This window comes from Paracoccus sp. IB05, from assembly GCF_016405985.1.
Classification (GTDB): Bacteria; Pseudomonadota; Alphaproteobacteria; order Rhodobacterales; family Rhodobacteraceae; genus Pseudogemmobacter.
In genome coordinates, this window is the sequence record NZ_JAEFCF010000007.1 from 44,630 (window position 1) to 63,399 (window position 18,770).

Sequence of the window (18,770 nt, forward strand, 5' to 3'; positions counted from 1 at the left end):
CCGCGACCCCCGGCGTGACAGGCCGGTACTCTAACCGACTGAGCTACAACCGCGCTATCGTCCCTGTTCGTCTCCGGAAAGCAAGTGGCGCGGTTGACGGGGCTCGAACCCGCGACCCCCGGCGTGACAGGCCGGTACTCTAACCGACTGAGCTACAACCGCGCTTTTGGTCTCTTGCTTTCCCGGCGAACCGGGCGTGGGGGCTAGATACCTGGGGGCGCTCCCCCCGTCAAGCGGCGGAATGAGGAAATTTCACCTTGTCCGCCAATACCGCGATTATTCGTCAAAAATCACTTCTCCGGCGCGGGGATGAATTCGTGATCATCCTGCGGCGGCAGCCGGAACCGGCCATGCGCCCAATCCCCTGCCCGCCAGGCCTCTTTCGCGGCATCAATCCGGTCTTTCGACGAGGCAACAAAGTTCCACCAGATATAGCGCGGCCCATCCATCGTCGCGCCGCCCAGCAGCATGATCCGCGCGCCCTGATCGCCGGCTTTCACCGAAACCCGGTCGCCGGGGCGGAACACCAGCATCCGGCCTGCTTCAAAAACCTGCCCCCCCAGCCCGACTTCGCCCGACAGCACATAGACGCCGCGGTCTTCGTGATCATCGGGCAGCGGAATAGACGCGCCCGGAGCCAGCACCGCATCGGCATAGAAGACCTCCGAAGGCATTTCGAGATCCATGCGCTCGCCCCAGGCGTGACCAAGGATCAGGCGCACCTGTTTGCCCTCGCCCTCAAGTTCGGGCAGCCGCGCCTTTTCGACATGGATAAAGCCTGCAGGATCATCCTCGCGGCCCTTCGGTACGGCAAGCCAGGTCTGGAGGCCGAACATCGTCAGGGGCGCCCGCCGTGCCGCGCCATCAGTGCGTTCGGAATGGGTGATGCCATGACCCGCCATCATCCAGTTCACCGCGCCCGGCTCGATCCACTGATCGGTGCCGAGGCTGTCGCGGTGATGGAGACGCCCCTTCATCAGATAGGTCACCGTGCCAAGCCCGATATGGGGATGCGGGCGCACGTCGATCCCTTCTCCGGTCAGAAATTCGGCAGGTCCCATCTGGTCGAAGAAGATGAAGGGCCCCACCATCTGACGCTGCACCGAGGGCAGCGCCCGGCGCACCTCGAAACCGCCGAGGTCGCGCGCCCGCGGAACAATGACGGTTTCAATGGAATCAACCTGGTTGCCGACAGGAATCGAGGGGTCGAGGGCGGGGTTCCAGCTCATGGCTTGCCTCCTGGGGTCTGGCGCGTCGGTGAAGGGCCTGCATTGCCGCGCTGTCCCTGCGCCGGTCCCTGCGGCCCCGGTCTGAAGACTAGTCACCTTTTCGCAGCATTTCACCCTTTGCATCCTGCGGCATGGCTGTTCAAAACCGCACAATAAACAGCCAGGCCTGCGCCCTGAGTGATCTCTCGAACACCCACCCCGCCTGCTGCGCAAATCCCTTGCGTCCAGGCCGCGTCCGGGTTAGGTCCCCGGCGAGGCGGGCGGTTAGCTCAGTTGGTAGAGCGCTTCGTTTACACCGAAGATGTCGGGGGTTCGAGTCCCTCACCGCCCACCAAACATCAATCTCATGTCGTCTCACACCGTCTCAGAATTCCTTATTTTACTAAGGATTTTGAGATTTTCTTGTAAAGTTGGGCCATTGGGCGGCCCCGCTTTTCGAAAGATCCATGGTATCGGTGCTGTCGCTATACCATGGGTGACAGAGACAGAAATACCATGACCCTGACCGACTCAAAAACTCGCGCGCTGAAACCGAAGGAAAAGGCTTATCGGGTGACGGACGCACAATCGCTTTATGTGCAGGTCACGCCTTCTGGCGGAAAACACTGGCGTTTTAACTACACACTCCAAGGCAAGCAGAGGACTCTTGCGCTTGGCAGCTACCCTGCCGTCAGCCTGTTGGCGGCGCGCATGGCCCGCGACAACGCCAAGCTACAGCTTCAACAAGGGATTGATCCAGGGTCAGCAAAGAAAGCCGAAGCTCCGTCTGTCGGATCGCCCACGGAAACCTTTGGGGCAGTTGCCGTCCGCTGGTTCAAGATGAACGAGTCCAAGTGGGTACCCGAGCGACAGGCCTGAACCGGATCACCGCGCTGCGACTTCGGCGCGGGTGCTTTCTGCACAGCCGGGGCGCAGGCCTACAGGGCAGCTGCCGCACCGATCACCAGCCATTTCATCGCCTTCATGCCGGATATCTTCATAGATCAGAACCAGGCATCAATTTTTCAAAAAACTCAAAGCATGATCGATTTATGCTGTCAATCTATGAAGCCTAATCCGGTATCATGGACAGCGATCTCAAAACCTATATCGCGCAGCAGGTGCGGACATATCGCAAGGCGCGCGGCCTGCGGCAGGCCCGGCTGGCCGAGGCCATAGAGCGCACCGCCGAGGCGATATCGAACATCGAGCGGGCGAAATCGCTCCCGGCGCTCGACACGCTGATGGCCATTGCTCAGGCGCTTGAGGTGCCCCTGCGGGACTTCTTCCCGGAGGCGGATGCGGTGGAGAATAAGAGCCCGAACCGGATGCGGCTGGAAGCCGAGGCAGCGGCACTGCTGCGCGGCCTGAGCGACGAGCGTATGAAGATCGCGCTCAGCCAGCTGAAGGCGCTGGACAGCGCCTGAGAACGAGGGCGGCGGTGCGGGACTGCATGATCATTCGGGATTGGCGACGCCGTGGGACCAGTAAGGCGTCGCTATATCTGCCGGTCTGATATGCGGCGCAAAGCAAATGTTCTGGCCGCGATGGCATCAGGAGTGGCGTCAGTATGATTATCTCGGAAACCGAAATTGCGCCTCTGAGACACGGCACCGATCCGATAAGGATAGCGCCGGAATACACGGCCCTTGCACCAATGAATGATTTCGCGGCCCCAGCACCAGAGAATTATGCAGACTTTTCCAGGACTCTTTCAGATGCCAGAAAGATTTTTCAGGAGATCAGCCTGCTGGGGTCAGTGACATTTACCGGCACAGATGAGGTGTTCTGTTCTGACTGGAGGATACCCCACAGGGCTGTTCCTGTCCAGGCATTCACTCAGTTTGTTCCTATCCTTACGCGGCGCAGGCGCTGGATGGCCATGGAGCATCAGGGCGGGGGTTATGTTTGCGCGCAAACCCTGATGGTCGCTACAAGATTTTCTGCACTTCCCGGTATCCAGACCTTGATCGACGACATTGCCCGGAAGTTGCACTTTGCGATCAATGGTTGGTTCCAGAGCGCGGATACTGATCCAGCGGTGACCCGTTCCTATGAGGCAACCATTGCAAGATATGGCCTGACCCTGCGAGGTTCCGGCAGGACCCACCTGCAAGAGAGCATTTATCCGGTTGACGCAGATAAGATCGCCACACTCACCGAGGACGCGGAGATTATACAGCTATGTCAGGTTTCTCCTGTTTCCCCGATGATCCTGTTTCTCGCTGAGAACAGCGATTAGCAAGCAGCGTGACCGTCTGCCTCGGCCTATGACTGCCGTCCGCCCCCTCTGCCCCTCTGCCCTCTCCTGTCTTCGGCACCCCCACACGGGGAGTATTCTATACCTCTCCCGGCGGGACCACGGTGGCCAGCCCGGCCAGATTAATCCCGAGGCGCTTCGACATCCCTCGTCCTTTCCTAATGCCCGCTGAGAACCAGAGTCCTGACCGGCAGCACCACTGTCTGAATCCGCAGGATCATCGCATGAACCAGCGCGGTTGCGTCGACAGCGTGAAGGAACAGCCCCTCGGCCATGCCGATACTGGGGTCGCTCAACCGATCATGGCTGTTGGTATAGGCATTGGCGATACAACTGCTGCCGCGCGGAATATCAGCGATCTGGCCTGCGTAAAGCGGTTCGAGCGTCGCGGTGATCGTACCGGGTTTCGCCATTTCCTGGACATCGACCAGCTGATCGGTCGCCCGGACCTGTCCGGTCGCGATCACATTCTGGACCTCGGTCACCACCATCGGGATGATCTGATAGGGTTTCGAGGCGCAGGTCACCTCCGCGATCATCCCGACCTTAAGGATCTGCGCCTCGATCTGGTTGAAGCCCGCGACCAGCGTTTCGTCGCCTGCATCATCAGGGACGAGAATACCGGCCGGACGCATCAGCGGGTTGATGACCTCGCCCGGGCGCAGGGTGAACTGCTGCAATGTGCCCGAGACCCCCGCGCGGATCGTGGTGCGGTCGAGCGCGACCTGCGCCTCATGCACCTTGGCCTTGGCGCTGTCGCGTTCGGCGGGGATCAGCGAGCCGATCCTGGTTTCCAGCGTGCGTTTGCTGGCCTGTACGGCCTCAAGCTCGCCGTTGCGGGCATCGACGACCGCTTGCAGGCGGTTCAGTTCTGTCCGCGTCGTGGTCGAGGCATTGCGGCTGCGCAATTCCTGATAGGTCCGGAGATCATCCAGCGCCAAATCCCGCGCGGCCTGCGCCTGCGCAATCCGGCCAGCGACACCTTCAAGCTCGGTCTCGGCGACTTTGGCCGCGGCGTCAAGTTCAGCCAGCGTTTTCTGCGCTGTGTCCAGCGCTGCAAGCTGACGGGCGTCGTCCATCTTGAAAATCGGCTGGCCTGCTTCGACATGCTGGAAGCGGGTCACATAGACCTCGTCCACACGTCCGATGCTCTCGGGCTGGATGGTGACCGTGCGAAAAGCCTTGGTCACATTGGTGGTCGAGGGGTGATAATAAAAGATCATTGTAACCATGCTGATCGTCAGCAGGATACAAGCCGTGATCCCCCAACGCAGCTCGAACCAGACTGAGTAAAGCGTGATTTCGCGCCCGATATGCTTGCCCTGCCCATAACGGCGAAAGAGGTAATCGGGCAGGATCGTGACCATCGAGCACAGGAGAAATTCAAGCATCCTTCTTCCCCTCGCATGCGGTGACCGTCACCTCTTCGGGTTCGATCTCTTCCATTATCTCGTCGGCCCGGTCAGGCACCTCCTCGGCGAGGCTGCGCCTGGTCCGGCGTCGTTCGCGCCGCCCGGGCTGAACCGAGAGCCGGTGAAGCGAGCGCGACATCGAGGTCAGCGGTGCCAGCAGGCTCGGCACATCAATCATCGCCAGGAGCAGTGCCGCGATCCAGAAGATCTGGTTATGGGTCAGAAGCGAGATCAGACCAAGCACGGCGACGATCTGGAACTGCGCCGGATGCGCGCCATGCATCATCCGCTCGGGCAGCGAATGCAGCTTGAGGTAAAACACTCCGGTCAGCAGCACCATCAGGATCAGAAAGACGATGACACCATTCAGAAGCATATCGGCCTGACCGGGCGCGGTGATGAAGCCTGGCAGATGCTCGATCGCGACCGGATGTTGTGCAGGCGAGTGTTCCATAATCTCTGCAGTCCTTAAGGTTGTGGGGAAGGTACAGGCGATGACTGTCCTGAGCTCAGCGTGCGGAAACGCCGTCGAGTTCCATGAGCAGCAGGTCTAAAACTTCAACGAATGCGCGCTCTTGCTGCTCAGGATCGACTGGATCTCCGAAAATGCTCCGCTGGAGGAAGCGATGAAAGAGCCCGCCCAGCATGGGCAGATAGTAATCGCGAATTCTCAGAGTTGTCTGATGCCCTAATCCCTCGCCGCTCTGGACGAGCTCGGTCAGCGCAGCAACCTGAAATCCCTCCATCTCCCGAACCACCGGGCGCAGGTCAGGCTCAAACAAAGCCTGATTTCCGAGATCGTACCAGATCCGGTAGGCTGAACTGTTGAGGGTCAGCTTCTCGGACCAGCTGGCTGCGACCTTGCGGCATTTCTCGGGAACGGTTCCGGGCCCGGCTGCGATGCGACGAATGCCTTCAATGAACTCTTTCTGATGCGCCCTGAACGCCGAAACCATCAGTTCCGATTTGTCATTGAAGTAATAATGCAAGGTCCCGAGCGGAGCCTCCGCTGCAGCTGCGATTTCACGCAGGGAGGTTTTCGCGAAGCCCTTCTGAAGCAGCACCGATTGCGCAGCAGCCGTCAGCATCTCCCGATTGCGGGCATGCTTCTGCACTTTCGTCATACGCAGGTCGGTCACGCGTTTTCTCCGAAATCTTTGGACCTCCGTCAGGGGAATCGCCCTTTCCAGGTTGCGGCAATATGAACAAATTTCCGTAGCGCGCAAGATTATTTTGGACGAGCGTCCTGATTTATTGTCAACGCCGGCGGGCGTTGTTGAGTAACGCGCTCCTGAGGCGGAATGGTCCCTTTACCGCGCCATTCGATGATCTGGTTCAGCGATCGGATCATCCGCTCGGCAGGGTATGAAGAGGATCAGAAATCGATCCGGAGGATCGACTTCCGACGACTGTGAAGTCGACCCCGATGCCCGGGCCCTCAAGGTTGAAGGCCTGCTGTCGCCGGGATTGATAATTCAGGCCAGGCTGAAGCTTAAATGTCGTTGGCACATCCCCCGGGCGGATCGCGCCCCCTTCCGACATCTCTTTTTCGCACGGAACTCTGATCAGGCGACCAGCTGGCAAGCCATCCGGGTGCCGATGATGACTCCGCGCGCAATTTCTGATATGCTGCAGCAGCTGGGGTAAGATCCGGCGATCTCGCGCCCCATGCTCAACGCCATGGAGGAAGGGATGTTCAGGCACATACTCACAGCGACAGATGGATCTGACTGGGCACTGAGAGGGGTCACAGTAGCATTGGATATGGCGAAGGCCCTCGAGGCCCGCCTGACTGTTGTTCACGCGTCAGAATCCTATAGCAGCTATTTCTATGCCGAGGAGTTCAGCTTTCGTGACCGCGAAGATGAGGCAAGACTTGCCCTTTCAACGCGCGCCGACAGCATTTTCGCGGATCTGAGACCCCTTGCGGAAGCCCGCGGCGTAAGCCCTGAGTTTGTTTATGTTCCAGACAGCGCCGCAGCAGTGGCAATTTACGAGAAAGCCGAAGAGCTCGGCTGCGATCTGATCGTCATTGGGTCGCGAGGAAGGCGAGGCTTAACAAAGCTGCTTTTGGGCAGCCAGGCAGCAGAAGTTCTCGCGGGCACAAAGCTGCCAGTGCTCATCGTCCAGTAATCCCCGGAACATTTTGCCTTCATATCTATTCGGCAAGCCCGTCCTCCCCGATGACCCGCTCCGCGACCCGAGGGCCCGGCAGGCGCGGGGTGGGCGCGGGGTGAAGGTGCAATCCGCATCAGGAATGTGTCGGCTGGCCGGGGGAGCCGGGGGCGGTGCAGGCCGATGAAAAGGGGGAGAACGGCACTTCGGATTTTGCCGGTCCTGGCCGGAAAAACAGGGCGGGTTGATCAGACCGCGTCGCGAATACGGCCCTGCGGTTGCCCTCGCGGCGCTTCACCGGTCGCAGCTCGCCCCCCCGGCGGCAGCATCCCCGCCCTGGCCTTCTTGCGGGCCGCCTTACGCAGCGCCCCTGTCGTCGATCCGGCTCATACTTCCCTCGTTCTGTTTTTCTGCGCGGCATAGGCAATGATGCCCGGGATCCGATCCGTGATTGCTGCGTTGCCCTGATGTGCGAGTGACGGGGGCGGTTTTCCTGAATGCCCCGACGCCATGGTCAAAGCCCCCATGACCAGGCGCCGATGTGACCGGTTACGAGTGTCAGCCAGACGCGCCGCTGTTTCATCGTCAGCGTGCGCGTTTGCCCGTCTAAAAGCCGGATCGGAGTTTGGCTTTTGAACCGTCAATACGATTGGCCCTGCCCTTCCAGCGGGCAACTCATTGGGAGACTCTGCATGCCTCGCTTTATGCGCACCGTCACCGGAGCGATCCTTACCGCAACTCTCGCCGCCTGCGTCTATACCGCCGGCGGCGCAGCCTCTGAGAGCCTCAGGGGCACAGCGACCTATCTTGAGAGGATTGCCCTCCCACCCAACGCGGTGCTGGAGGTCAAGCTTGTCGATGTCTCCCGCATGGATGCTCCTGCGGTGACGATATCCAGCTACAAAGCGCCAATTTCGGCGGTGCCCGCGCACTGGCAGATGTCTTATGAGGCGCGCGCGATCGAAGCAAACCACAGCTATGCCCTCGAGGCGCGCATCACCTCGGGTTCTGATCTGATGTTCATCACGACAACCCATAATCCGGTGTTCACGGGTGCCCCGGACAAAACCGACCTCACATTGCAGCGCGCAGGGAACTGATCCCCGCCCTGCCCGTCGGTTCAGTGACAGCCGCGAGACCTCTCCGGCCTGTCGTTTTCCCGGACTGACCGGGGCGCTCAGGGAATGGGGCGTCCCGTTTCTTTCCCAGGGGCAGGTTTGCCCCGGGCGATATTGCCCAGAGGAAAACGATCGGCACCTGTCGCATCTGGTCGCGACACGCCCCCAATTCCTGAGCCTGCCGAATATGTTTTCGATGCGGCAGCGGCGTTTGCTGCGACCGGATGAAGCGCCACCGGAACCGGGTTTCCGTCCTGCAACCGGCAACACCAGAGCAGGGAGTCCTTCTTGGATACCCACATCGGAACCGCAGCTGGTGCCAATGCATGCCCCCTGGCCATTATCCGCAAGCGGTTTTGCCATCTGTCGGGCGAGGTCGATGCGATGTTCCCGCGCCGCCGCAGCCTAGCGCATCCCGAAGAACCACTCATATGCTTTATGGGTGGGGTGATCGCCAGGCCAGTTGATACACTCGGCCGCATTGAACTGATTGCGGCCGGTGGCAGCAAGAGATGAAACGCGCAGCCAACTGCGGTCACGCGTCACCGTCACCGGAGCGCAGTGGCCGCATTGCGCCTTTCGCCAGGGTTCGTCCCGAAGCGCCGCAGGAAGGCGCGGCTGAAATTTGACTGACTGGAATAGCCGGTCGAATAGGCGACCTGGCCGAGGGGCAGCCGGGTCTGCCGCAGCAGTTCATCCGCCTTGTCGAGCCGGATCGCACTGTAATGATCCATCACCGAAACGCCCAGATCCCGCCGAAACTGCCGCTGAAGCTGCCGGCTGCTCAACCCGGACAGCCGGGCAAGCTGTTCCAGCGGCAAGGGATCGGCAATGTGGTCCTCCATCAGGCGGGTCGCGGCAAAGACCGCCGGCAGCACCCTGGCTTCTGTCACCAGGCTGCCGCGCTGCGCGGCTTCCGGCGTGCGGATGGTGGTGTAGATGAAGCGGCGGCTGACCGAGGCCGCCAGGGCATGGCCGTGCTGCGACCGGATCAGCGCATGCATCATATCCAGCCCCGCCACGCCCCCCGCACAGGTGGCGCGGTCGCGATCCAGCACGAAAAGCCGCTGTTCGATCAGAAGATCCGGGGCCAGTTCGCGCAGGGAATCGGCATATTCCCAGTGGACAGCGATGCGTCTCCTGTCCAGCAGCCCGGCCCGGGCCAGCAGCACGACGCCACCGGAAATCCCGCCAAGCGCCACGCCGCGCCGGGCCGCCTGACGCAGAAACCCTGTGCAGTCCGGGATGTCGAGAGCGAAGGGATTGCCGCCTGCGACGATGAACAGATAGTCGAGATCGGGTGGTGCTGCGGCAAGGGCAATGGTCTCGAACCAGGCCCCGCAAGAGGCGCGGACCGGCCCGCCCCCCACCGAAAGAAAGATATAATCGTAAAGCTGTTTTCCCGACATCTGATTGGCCGAGCGCAGAGGATCCACGGAGGAGGCCATCGACATCAATGCGAAATCATTGATCAGGATGAAGCCATATCTCTCGGTTGTGCCTCGTGTCACTCTTGGTTAGCCTGTCCGGAAACGATAACAAAATGTCTGGTCTGGAGTATTTTCGCAGCTTTGACCCGATCAGAATAGGGTGATTCTTCAGGCCTCCGGTCTCGGACGGGGTCAGAAGACAAAAGACAGACACCGGGCGACAGACCTGGAGCGACCAGACCGGACATTGATCCAAGGGAGAGACGAATGAAAAAATCGCTGAAAATCGCTCTGGCAGCTTTGCTTGCCAGCACCGGGCTCGCCTCGGCTGACACTCTGGAAAAGATCGCCGGCGCCGGCAAGATCGTGGTCGGCGTCAAGAATGATTACCGTCCCTGGGGCTATCTGGATGCCTCTGGCAAAATCGTCGGGCTCGAGATCGACCTCGCGCAGGACATCGCGACCCGCCTTGGTGTCGACCTGGAGCTGGTGCCGGTCGTGGCCTCGAACCGGATGGAGTTCCTGCAACAGGGCCGGATCGACCTGATCATCGCGACGCTGGGCGACAATCCGCAGCGCCGTGAGGTGGTCGGCATGATCGAGCCTAACTATTACGCGGGCGGCGCAAATATTCTGGCACCCAAGGCCAATGGCCTGAAAGAATGGACGGATCTTGAGGGCAAGGATGTTTGCGGCATTCAGGGCAGCTATTACCTGCGCGAGATCACCCAGAAATACAAAGCCAATATCGTGGCCTTCGCGGGCGTTCCCGAGGCAAGTGCCGCGCTGACCAATGGCAGCTGCGTCGGGCTCGCCTATGACAACACCTGGATTGAAAGCCAGCTGGCCTCGGAGGCGGTCTGGGCGGATTACGAGATGCCCTTTGTCACCGAACAGATGCAGCCCTGGGCCATCGCCGTGCCGCTGGAAGAGCTGAGCGGCCCTTACGGTCAGAAGATCAGCGAGATCGTCACCGACTGGCACAAGACCCGCTTCCTGATCGAAGGCAATGAGCGCTATGGCATCGCCCCCGCTCCGTTCTTCGAAGAGCAATACGAAAAATTCAAATAATCGCGCTGATCCCGCCGGCCCTTTAACGGGGCCGGCTCTTTTCCCGGGGAGTTGGCGGTGGAAACTGTCGAAACGTTTTTCCAGTGGCTCCGCCAGAGCTATGGGATCAAGATCACTATCGGTTATGATGCCTGGGACCGCGCGCAGTTCCTCGCTGGCTTATGGACAACGGTCAAACTCTCGGTGCTGTCGATCATCTTCTCGCTGATCGTCGGCGTGATCGGCGCTTTCGCGCAAGGGTCGAAATATCTGATCCTGCGCGCGCCGATCGGGATCTTTGTGACCTTTTTCCGCAATACGCCGCCGCTGGTGCAGCTTTACTTCTTCTTCTTCGCGCTTGGCTCTGTCCTGAGGGTCACCACCGAGACCGGCGGTTCTGCGCCCATGGTTTCGGCCTTTAGCTGGGCGGTGATTTCGCTCTCGCTCTTTGCAGGGGCGCTGAATACCGAGATCTTCCGCTCCGGCATCGAGGCGGTGCCGAAATCCACCCTCGAGGCGTCAGAGTCGCTCGGGTTTACCCGGTTCCAGACCTATCTCTATGTGGTGCTGCCGCTGGCACTCAGGATCTCACTGCCGTCCCTTGGCACCAACCTGGTGAACCTGGTGAAGACTACCTCGCTCGCCTATGCGATTGCTGTGCCAGAGCTCTTATACGCCGCCGCCCAGATCTGGTCGGAACAGCTGAATGTCCGCGAAATGATGACCGTTCTGCTGCTGACCTATATCCTGCTCGTCGCGGTCCTTGTCTGGATCCTTGGTCGCTGGGAAAAGGCGCTGCGCATCCCCGGATATGGAGTCTGACATGTGGCTGCGCCCGATCCCCGAACCTGACGCCCGTGTCCCCGGCCATATGGATGTGCTGCTGCCACGCCGCAGCCATCAGCCGCCCGCGCTGAACTGGCGCGAGGCGCTCTTTAACCCGCTGACCCTGACCCTGGTCTTTGCCGCCCTGATCGCCAGCGTGATCGGCACTGCCTGGGCGCAGGACGGCACGCCGGGCCAGGCCTCGATCCCCTCGGTGCTGCTGAAATGGACGCCGCTGCTGGCCCAGGGCTTTGGCTATAATATCCTGATCTCCGTGCTTTCAATGGCGGTCGGCACCTTGCTTGGCGTGCTTTTGGGGATCTTGCAGGTTTCGCCGGTCTTCGTGATCCGCAAGTTTGCCTGGCTGGTGACGCAGTTCTTCCGCAACGCGCCCTGGCTGGTGCTTTTGTTCTACGCCATCCTGCTGATCCCGTTCCAGGTGACGATCTTTGGCGTGACGATGCCGTTTCCCGGCTGGCTGAAGGCGGTGATCGGGCTGTCGCTGCCCGTCATGGCCTATATGTCGGAATATGTGCGCGGCGCGATCCAGTCGGTACCGTCAGGCCAGTGGGAGAGCGCGGAATCGCTTGGCTTCTCCCGCGGTCAGACCATGCGGATGGTGATCCTGCCGCAGACGGTAAAGCGCATCCTGCCGAACTGGATGAACCTTTACGCGGTACTGACCATGGCGACGCCGCTGGTCTCGATCATCGGGGTTGATGACATCATGGGCTATACCCGTTCCGCCCTTTCGGCGGAAGGGCGGCCCGATGTGCTGATCCCGATGTATCTCTATGTTCTGTGCTGGTTCTTTATCTATTGCTACCCGATCAGCCTGATGACCTCGCGGCTGGAACGCCGCTATTCCGTGAAACTCTGAGGGGGCTGATGGCCATGACTGACGTGAAATGGACAGCAGACCAGCCCATCGTCTCCCTGAAAGACGTACGGAAATCCTATGGCTCGGTGCCCGTGCTGAACGGGATCAGCCTCGATATCATGAAGGGCGAGGTGATCTGCATCATCGGCCCCTCCGGCTCGGGAAAATCCACGCTGATCCGCTGCATCAATGCGCTGAACGACATTCAGGGCGGCTCGATCCTGGTCGAGGGCCTCGAAGTGCATGACCCGAAGCTCGACAAGCTCGCGCTTCGCAAGAAGGTCGGGATGGTGTTTCAGCAATATAACCTCTTTCCGCATAAGACCGCGCTGCAGAATGTGATGATGGCGCCTGTGAAAGTGCTGAAGGAAAACCCTGCCGAGGTCGAGAAACGCGCCCGCGAGCTGATCCGCAAAGTCCGGCTCGAGGGCAAGGAGAACAGCTATCCGGGCGAATTGTCGGGCGGCCAGCAGCAGCGTGTCGCCATCGCCCGCAGCCTCGCAATGCGCCCCGACATCATGCTGTTTGACGAGGTAACCGCCGCGCTGGACCCGGAAACGGTGAAAGAAGTGCTGGTGACGATCAAGGATCTCGCGGCCGAGGGCATGACCTGCATCCTTGTGACCCATGAGATGGGCTTTGCCCGTGAGGTCGCGGACCATATCTATTTCACCGACAAGGGCGTCATCGTCGAACATGGGCCCCCTGCCGGGTTCTTCGCCAATCCGACCGACCCGCGCACGCGGCAGTTCCTTTCCCAGGTGCTCTGAGCGTCCGCCCCCGACCTATATCCACTGATCAGACAGGATGACCGAGCATGGCTCGTATTGAAACCGATGGCCTTGGCCCGCGTGAACTTCCCGATACGGCGCTTTATGGCGTGAACACGCTGCGCGGCTCCGAGAATTCCGCGCTTGGCGGTGAGCGGATCGGCGATCACCCGCGCTTTGTGAACGGCCTTGCGGCGATCAAGAAAGCGGCGGCCGAGGCCAATCGCGAGATCGGTGCGCTGCAACCCGATCTCGCGGCGGCGATCATCGCGGCCTGTGATGAGGTGCTGGCGGGCCACCATCATGAGCAGTTCATCATCGACATCATGGAAGGCTCGGGCGGCACCTCGATCAATATGAACGCGAATGAGGTTATCGCCAATCGCGCCTTGCAGATTCTCGGGCGCGAGGCCGGGGATTATGCCAGCCTGCACCCCAATGACCATGTGAACCACGGGCAATCGACGAATGACGTCGTGCCATCAGCGCTGAAACTGGCGGTCTATGACGCCACTCTGCCCCTGGTTCAGGCGCTGAACCATCTCGCCGATGCCTTTTCGGAGCGCGCCACTGCTTTTGCCGATGTGCTGAAAATCGGGCGCACCTGCATGCAGGCCGCGCAGCCAATGACGCTGGGCCAGGAATTCGGCGGCTATGCCAGCGCCGTGCGCCGCCAGGCGGCAAAGATCGCAGCAGCCTCCGCCGATCTTCTGACCCTGCCGCTTGGCGGCAGCGCCATCGGCACCGGGCTCGGCTCTGACCCGGGCTATCCGGCGGCGCTTTATGCGCATCTCAGCGCCAATCTGGGCCTGCCTCTGGTCCGCGCTGACAATCCGTTTGACGCGATGCAGAATTCAGACACCTTTGCCCGCGTCTCTTCTGAGATCCGCATCGCCGGCGAGACCATCGCCAAGATCGCGCATGACCTGATCCTGATCTCCTCTGACCCGCAAACCGGCATTGGTGAGATCCGCCTTCCTGCCGTGCAGCCCGGCTCCTCGATCATGCCCGGTAAGATCAACCCGGTCCTGCCGATGCTGGTGCAGCAGCTTGCCTTCGCGCTGGCCGGAAACGATCAGAGCGTGGCGCTGGCCTCGATGGCCGGCCAGCTTGAGATCAACCATTTCGAGCCCGTAATCGCCGCACGTCTCTTTGAGAGCTGCCGCCTTCTGACCAATGGCAGCCGGCTTTTCGCTGATAAATGCATTAGCGGCATCGAGGCGCGTCCCGAACGTGCGCTGGACCTGCTGCTGAACTCACCCGCACTGGCGACGGTGATGGTTGATGAACTGGGCTATACCCAGGTTTCGGCACTTGTGAAACAGGCGGATAAGGAAGGTATCCCCTTCATTGATGTCATGATCGCCAAAGGCCTGATGAGCCGGGAGGGGGTGATGGACAGACTTCGCGCCGCAGTCGTTCCGGTTCGTTGATGCGAGACCGGGTGCGCAAGCATCTGCTACACGCGCTGCACTTCTTCGGCCAGACTGTCCGCTGCGGCAAGCAGCCCCGCCGGATCGAGACCTGGCACAAAGACCCTGTGGCGGGCCATGCCGCTTCTTGCCCGGTGTTTCGCATAGCGCGGGTCGTAATGGGCCGCGATCAGTGCTTCTGACAGCGCCACATATTCCGCCCGCCCGGCAAGCATATGCCATTCTGCGACCCGCTCGGCCGGATGGAACGGGCGCAGCTGATCGATGGTCGCGCTGAGCCGGTCATGATCAGCCGTCAGGTCGCTATAGGCGCTGGCAAGGTATCTGGCCCGCTCATGTGCCGGAACATCAAGCTCGATCCTTGGCGCCGCACACATCGCTTTCCACAGCTGTGACGGAAGCCGGCATTGACCGATAGCCGAGCTTTCGGCCTCGATGACAACAGGGCGGCTGGGATCGAGATCGCTCAATGCCTGGGCGATGCGTCCCTCAAACATCCGTTGCGACGGCTGTAGGCCCCTGCTGCCAAACAGCGACCCCCGGTGGTTCGCCAGGGCTTCAAGATCAATGGTCTGGATCCCGCGCAAAGACAGCAGCTGCAGAAGCTCCGTCTTGGCCGATCCGGTATTGCCATCAAGCAAGATGATACGCGACGGAGGCGCGGCCTCCAGCGCCCGCACCACCAGCCCGCGCCAGGCCTTGTAGCCGCCGGCAATGATCTCCGCGCGCCAGCCGATCTGAGCCAGGATCATGGCCATCGAACCGGACCGTTGACCGCCGCGCCAGCAATAGAGCAAGGGCCGCCAGCCCCCCGGCCTGTCGGCAAGCGGCCCTTCGAGATGCCGCGCGACATTGCGCGAAATCAGCGCTGCGCCGAGTTTGCGCGCCTCGAAAGGGGCGACCTGTTTGTAAATCGTGCCGACGCGGGCGCGTTCCTCATCATCGAGGACAGGAAGGCTGATGGCTCCGGGCAGGTGATCAGCCGCAAATTCGGACGGCGAGCGAACGTCGATGACGCTGTCGAAGCCCAGTTTTTCAAGATCCAGGAGTGAGTTCAGCATGATGGTCATGCGGCAGCGTTATTGCATATCCTGCGCCTGGAAAAGACGCCATCAGGCCAGGCGTGAAGAAGGGGATGCGTCGCCCCCGCAGGCAGATGATCGGCGGGACCAGGGTCAGGGCCTGCAAACCGCCTGTCCTGACCGAAATTCCGCCGTGACCAGCCCGCGCTCTTGCTCCGCGCCGAAAGGCAAGGGACAAAGGTGGCAGATCAGCCGGGGAGTGGCAGAAGATGAGCTTTGACAGGGCGCTTGACGGATTTCGTCCGGTTTCGGTTCCGGCAATTGGCGGCGCGGAATATGCGGCGCGGGTCGGGGCTTTGCAGGCGCGGATGCGGGCGGCGGATATCGGCGCGGTCTGGCTCGATGCCTCATCCTCGCTGAACTATTTCCTCGGCCACAGTCTCGGCCTTTCAGAGCGGATTCACGGGGCCCTGATCCCCGCCCGGGGCGCGCCGGTTCATATCAGCCCGACCTTTGAAGCGCCGAAGCTTCGGGCGTTGTTGCGCGAAGACGGGCCTATAGCCACCTGGCAGGAAGACGAAGACCCCTATGCGCTGATCGCAGCCGAGGTCGCCCGGATCGCGGGCGAAGGCGCGGTCCTGGCGCTTGACCCCGCAACGCCCTGGCTCTTCGCGGCACCTCTGCAAGCCGCGATGGCGGGTCGGATCACGGTGGCGAAACCGCTGATCTCGGCCTTACGCCAGGTGAAATCCGCAGCCGAGATCGCTATCATCCAGACCGCGATGGAGGCCAGCTATCAGGTCCAGAAGGCCGTCTGGCAGAACCTGCGCGCCGGGATATCGACCACCGAGACCTGCGCTTTCATCTCGGCCGCGCATAAGGCGCTCGGGGTAAAACCGCTTTTCGCGGCGGCACAATTCGGCGCGGCCACCGCCTATCCGCATGGCGTGCCCGAACCGCAGATCCTCACTGAGGGCGATATGGTTCTGATCGATATGGGAGGGGTTTTGCACGGATATTGTTCAGACATCACCCGCAGTTACGTCTTCGGCACGCCAAGCGCACGCCAGCGCGCGCTATGGGGATATGAGCATGCGGCCCATGCCGCGGGGTTTGCGGCAGCCCGGATCGGAGCCCCCTGCGAGGCCGTGGATATCGCCGCGCGCGACAGCCTGACCGCTGCCGGTTTCGGCCCCGGATACGCGGTTCCCGGCCTGCCCCACCGCACCGGGCACGGGCTTGGGATGGACATTCATGAAGAGCCCTTTATCGTCAGAGGCAACCGGACTCCGCTCGCCCCCGGCATGTGTTTTTCAATCGAACCGATGCTCTGCCTTTACGGCGAATGCGGCATCCGGCTGGAGGATATTGCCTGGATGGCGGAAGACGGCCCGCGCTGGTTCTGCCCGCCATCAGTCAGCCTGGACCGGCCTTTTGACTGAATGCTGACAGGCCCGTCATTCTGGCAGGAATTTCGTTCGCTTTTCGGCCAAATAAAGTGGAACATCGACATTCTGGCGATGTATGCAAACAGAATACAGTCCGGACATCTGGCACGAATCCGGAACAAAAAACCGTCAACAGTGAGTGAAAGGAACCACTTATGAAGCTTCTCTCGCGCAGCCTGATTGCTGCCTCGGCGCTGGCGCTCAGCGCCGCAGCGCCCGCCATGGCGAAAACCTTCATCTATTGCTCGGAGGCCTCGCCCGAGGGCTTCGATCCGGCCCCCTATACCGCCGGCACCACTTTTGACGCCGGCGCGCACCCGGTTTACAGCCGCCTCGCCGAATTCAAGAAGGGCACAACCGAAGCCGAACCGGCGCTCGCAGAGTCCTGGGATGTGTCGGAAGACGGCACCGAATATACGTTCCACCTGCGCAAGGGCGTGAAGTTCCATTCGAACGACAAATTCACCCCGACCCGTGATTTCAACGCCGATGACGTGATCTTCTCTTTCGAGCGTCAGTCCAGCGCGGATCACCCCTGGCACCAGTATATCCCGGGCATCACCTACGAATATTACACCTCGATGGATATGCCGAACCTGGTGAAATCGGTCGAGAAGGTCGATGATTACACCGTCAAGGTGACGCTGAACCAGCCGGAAGCCCCCTTCATCGCCAATATCGCCATGCCCTTCATGTCGATCGTGTCGAAGGAATATGCCGATGCGCTGGACGCCGCCGGCACCCGCGAGGATTTCAACAACGCGCCCATCGGCACCGGCCCGTTCAAATTCGTGGCCTATCAGAAAGACGCGGTGATCCGGTATCAGAAGAACCCCGACTATTGGGGAACGCCCGCGCTGATCGACGATCTGGTTTTCGCCATCACCCCGGATGCGGCCGTGCGTCTGCAAAAGCTGAAAGCCGGCGAATGCCATCTGATGCCCTTCCCGGCTCCGGCTGACCTCGCGGGGATCGCGGCGGATCCGAACCTGAAGATGGACGAACAGGCCGGCCTCAATGTCGGCTATCTGGCCTATAACACCACGCTGGCGCCTTTCGACAATCCGAAGGTCCGCAAGGCGCTGAACATGGCGATCAACAAAGAGGCCATTGTCGCCACCGTGTTCGAGGGCCATGCCGAACCCGCCAAGAACCCGATCCCGCCGACCATGTGGTCCTATAACGATGCCATCACCGATGACCCCTATGATCCGGAAGCCTCGAAGAAGCTGCTGGAAGAAGAGGGCGTCTCCGGTCTCACGATGGAGATCTGGGCGATGCCGGTGCAGCGGCCCTATATGCCGAATGCCCGCCGCACCGCGGAGATGATGCAGGAAGACCTGTCGAAAGTCGGCGTCAAGGCCGAGATCGTCTCGTATGAATGGGGCGAATATCTCGACAAGTCGATGGAGCCGGGCCGCAAAGGCGCCGTCATCCTTGGCTGGACCGGTGATAATGGCGACCCAGACAACTTCCTCTCGGTGCTGCTGAGCTGCGCCGGTGCGGCCCCAGGCGGTGCGAACCGCGCCTTCTGGTGTAATGAAGAGTTCTCGGCGCTGCTGGCGAAAGCCAAGGTCTCGTCCGATCAGGCCGAGCGCACCAAACTCTATGAAGAGGCCCAGGTCATCTTCAAGGATCAGGCGCCCTGGTTCACCATCGCCCATTCGACGCAATATGTGCCGATGAGCAATAAAGTGACCGGCTTCGTCCAGAGCCCGCTTGGCGATTACACCTTCGACACTGTCGATATCGCCGAGTAATCCGCCGAGGATAAACCACCCGGACGCGCGGGAAGGCAT

19 protein-coding genes, 3 tRNA genes and 1 pseudogene (1 of these 23 cut by a window edge) are annotated in these 18,770 nt (G+C 60.9%); 14 read left to right on the forward strand and 9 right to left on the reverse strand.

Features of this window, described 5'->3' with window-relative positions:
- The 3 genes from JC607_RS06600 to JC607_RS06610 all read right to left on the reverse strand — a co-directional run.
- Positions 1-53 (reverse strand) — tRNA-Asp (locus JC607_RS06600) (it extends 124 nt beyond the left edge of the window).
- 32 nt (positions 54-85) lie between these two features.
- Positions 86-162 (reverse strand) — tRNA-Asp (locus tag JC607_RS06605).
- A gap of 128 nt (positions 163-290) precedes the next feature.
- Positions 291-1,229, reverse strand: coding sequence for a pirin family protein (locus JC607_RS06610; protein ID WP_198836158.1), 939 nt, complete (start codon positions 1,227-1,229; stop codon positions 291-293).
- 258 nt (positions 1,230-1,487) lie between these two features.
- On the opposite strand from JC607_RS06610, the gene JC607_RS06615 reads away from it, so the two are divergent.
- The 4 genes from JC607_RS06615 to JC607_RS06630 all read left to right on the forward strand — a co-directional run bounded on the left by JC607_RS06615 (position 1,488) and on the right by JC607_RS06630 (position 3,450).
- Positions 1,488-1,563: transfer RNA gene (locus tag JC607_RS06615), tRNA-Val, on the forward strand.
- 161 nt (positions 1,564-1,724) lie between these two features.
- Positions 1,725-2,087: an Arm DNA-binding domain-containing protein gene (locus JC607_RS06620; protein WP_198836159.1), complete on the forward strand. Its 363-nt coding sequence runs from the start codon at positions 1,725-1,727 to the stop codon at positions 2,085-2,087.
- A 206-nt stretch (positions 2,088-2,293) separates the two neighbouring features.
- A complete protein-coding gene (locus JC607_RS06625; protein WP_198836160.1) occupies positions 2,294-2,635 on the forward strand; it encodes a helix-turn-helix domain-containing protein in 342 nt (113 codons plus the stop codon).
- Between the two features lie 143 nt (positions 2,636-2,778).
- Complete coding sequence (locus tag JC607_RS06630; protein WP_198836161.1) at positions 2,779-3,450, forward strand: hypothetical protein; 672 nt, start codon at positions 2,779-2,781, stop codon at positions 3,448-3,450.
- A 176-nt stretch (positions 3,451-3,626) separates the two neighbouring features.
- Here the strand turns inward: JC607_RS06630 and JC607_RS06635 are convergent, their stop codons facing one another.
- The 3 genes from JC607_RS06635 to JC607_RS06645 are packed head-to-tail and all read right to left on the reverse strand — an operon-like array spanning position 3,627 to position 6,019.
- Positions 3,627-4,859, reverse strand: coding sequence for an HlyD family secretion protein (locus tag JC607_RS06635; protein WP_198836162.1), 1,233 nt, complete (start codon positions 4,857-4,859; stop codon positions 3,627-3,629).
- Positions 4,852-5,334, reverse strand: coding sequence for a hypothetical protein (locus JC607_RS06640; RefSeq protein ID WP_198836163.1), 483 nt, complete (start codon positions 5,332-5,334; stop codon positions 4,852-4,854). Before JC607_RS06640 ends, JC607_RS06635 begins: the two co-directional genes overlap by 8 nt.
- A gap of 55 nt (positions 5,335-5,389) precedes the next feature.
- Positions 5,390-6,019 (reverse strand): TetR/AcrR family transcriptional regulator, encoded by a 630-nt coding sequence (locus JC607_RS06645; RefSeq protein ID WP_198836164.1) that lies wholly within the window; start codon positions 6,017-6,019, stop codon positions 5,390-5,392.
- A 553-nt stretch (positions 6,020-6,572) separates the two neighbouring features.
- Between JC607_RS06645 and JC607_RS06650 the strand changes: the two genes are divergently transcribed.
- Together JC607_RS06650 and JC607_RS06655 are read left to right on the forward strand one after the other, a co-directional pair.
- Positions 6,573-7,013, forward strand: coding sequence for a universal stress protein (locus tag JC607_RS06650; protein WP_233092731.1), 441 nt, complete (start codon positions 6,573-6,575; stop codon positions 7,011-7,013).
- 674 nt (positions 7,014-7,687) lie between these two features.
- The gene (locus JC607_RS06655) at positions 7,688-8,095 is read left to right on the forward strand and encodes a YbaY family lipoprotein (protein WP_198836166.1); all 408 of its coding nucleotides are present in this window, start codon (positions 7,688-7,690) and stop codon (positions 8,093-8,095) included.
- A gap of 153 nt (positions 8,096-8,248) precedes the next feature.
- Here JC607_RS06655 and JC607_RS06660 read toward each other — a convergent pair.
- Positions 8,249-8,332 (reverse strand): annotated as a pseudogene (locus tag JC607_RS06660) (IS5/IS1182 family transposase); the annotation flags it as partial.
- Positions 8,333-8,401: 69 nt separating this feature from the next.
- Here JC607_RS06660 and JC607_RS06665 point away from each other — a divergent pair.
- Complete coding sequence (locus JC607_RS06665; protein ID WP_198836167.1) at positions 8,402-8,629, forward strand: hypothetical protein; 228 nt, start codon at positions 8,402-8,404, stop codon at positions 8,627-8,629.
- Between the two features lie 32 nt (positions 8,630-8,661).
- Here the strand turns inward: JC607_RS06665 and JC607_RS06670 are convergent, their stop codons facing one another.
- On the reverse strand, positions 8,662-9,624 hold the full coding sequence (locus JC607_RS06670; protein ID WP_370584764.1) for a GlxA family transcriptional regulator: 963 nt from the start codon (positions 9,622-9,624) through the stop codon (positions 8,662-8,664).
- Positions 9,625-9,810: 186 nt separating this feature from the next.
- Between JC607_RS06670 and JC607_RS06675 the strand changes: the two genes are divergently transcribed.
- From JC607_RS06675 to JC607_RS06695, 5 genes are read left to right on the forward strand one after another with little or no spacing between them, the layout of a single operon-like run.
- Entirely contained in the window at positions 9,811-10,614 is an 804-nt protein-coding gene (locus tag JC607_RS06675; RefSeq protein WP_198836168.1) for a transporter substrate-binding domain-containing protein, read from the forward strand.
- Positions 10,615-10,671: 57 nt separating this feature from the next.
- Positions 10,672-11,415 (forward strand): amino acid ABC transporter permease, encoded by a 744-nt coding sequence (locus JC607_RS06680; protein ID WP_198836169.1) that lies wholly within the window; start codon positions 10,672-10,674, stop codon positions 11,413-11,415.
- Position 11,416: 1 nt separating this feature from the next.
- Positions 11,417-12,298 carry an amino acid ABC transporter permease gene (locus JC607_RS06685; protein ID WP_198836170.1) on the forward strand — a complete coding sequence of 294 codons (882 nt, stop codon included), beginning with the start codon at positions 11,417-11,419 and terminating at the stop codon, positions 12,296-12,298.
- A gap of 8 nt (positions 12,299-12,306) precedes the next feature.
- Positions 12,307-13,068 (forward strand): amino acid ABC transporter ATP-binding protein, encoded by a 762-nt coding sequence (locus JC607_RS06690; RefSeq protein ID WP_370584765.1) that lies wholly within the window; start codon positions 12,307-12,309, stop codon positions 13,066-13,068.
- A gap of 47 nt (positions 13,069-13,115) precedes the next feature.
- Entirely contained in the window at positions 13,116-14,501 is a 1,386-nt protein-coding gene (locus JC607_RS06695; protein WP_198836171.1) for an aspartate ammonia-lyase, read from the forward strand.
- A 26-nt stretch (positions 14,502-14,527) separates the two neighbouring features.
- Here JC607_RS06695 and mnmH read toward each other — a convergent pair whose 3' ends face one another.
- Positions 14,528-15,571, reverse strand: coding sequence for a tRNA 2-selenouridine(34) synthase MnmH (gene mnmH / locus JC607_RS06700; RefSeq protein WP_198836172.1), 1,044 nt, complete (start codon positions 15,569-15,571; stop codon positions 14,528-14,530).
- 221 nt (positions 15,572-15,792) lie between these two features.
- Between mnmH and JC607_RS06705 the strand changes: the two genes are divergently transcribed.
- The gene (locus tag JC607_RS06705) at positions 15,793-16,965 is read left to right on the forward strand and encodes a Xaa-Pro peptidase family protein (protein ID WP_198836173.1); all 1,173 of its coding nucleotides are present in this window, start codon (positions 15,793-15,795) and stop codon (positions 16,963-16,965) included.
- Positions 16,966-17,126: 161 nt separating this feature from the next.
- Positions 17,127-18,731, forward strand: a complete 1,605-nt coding sequence (locus JC607_RS06710; RefSeq protein WP_198836174.1) for an ABC transporter substrate-binding protein — start codon at positions 17,127-17,129, stop codon at positions 18,729-18,731.
- The last annotated feature ends 39 nt before the right edge of the window (positions 18,732-18,770 follow it).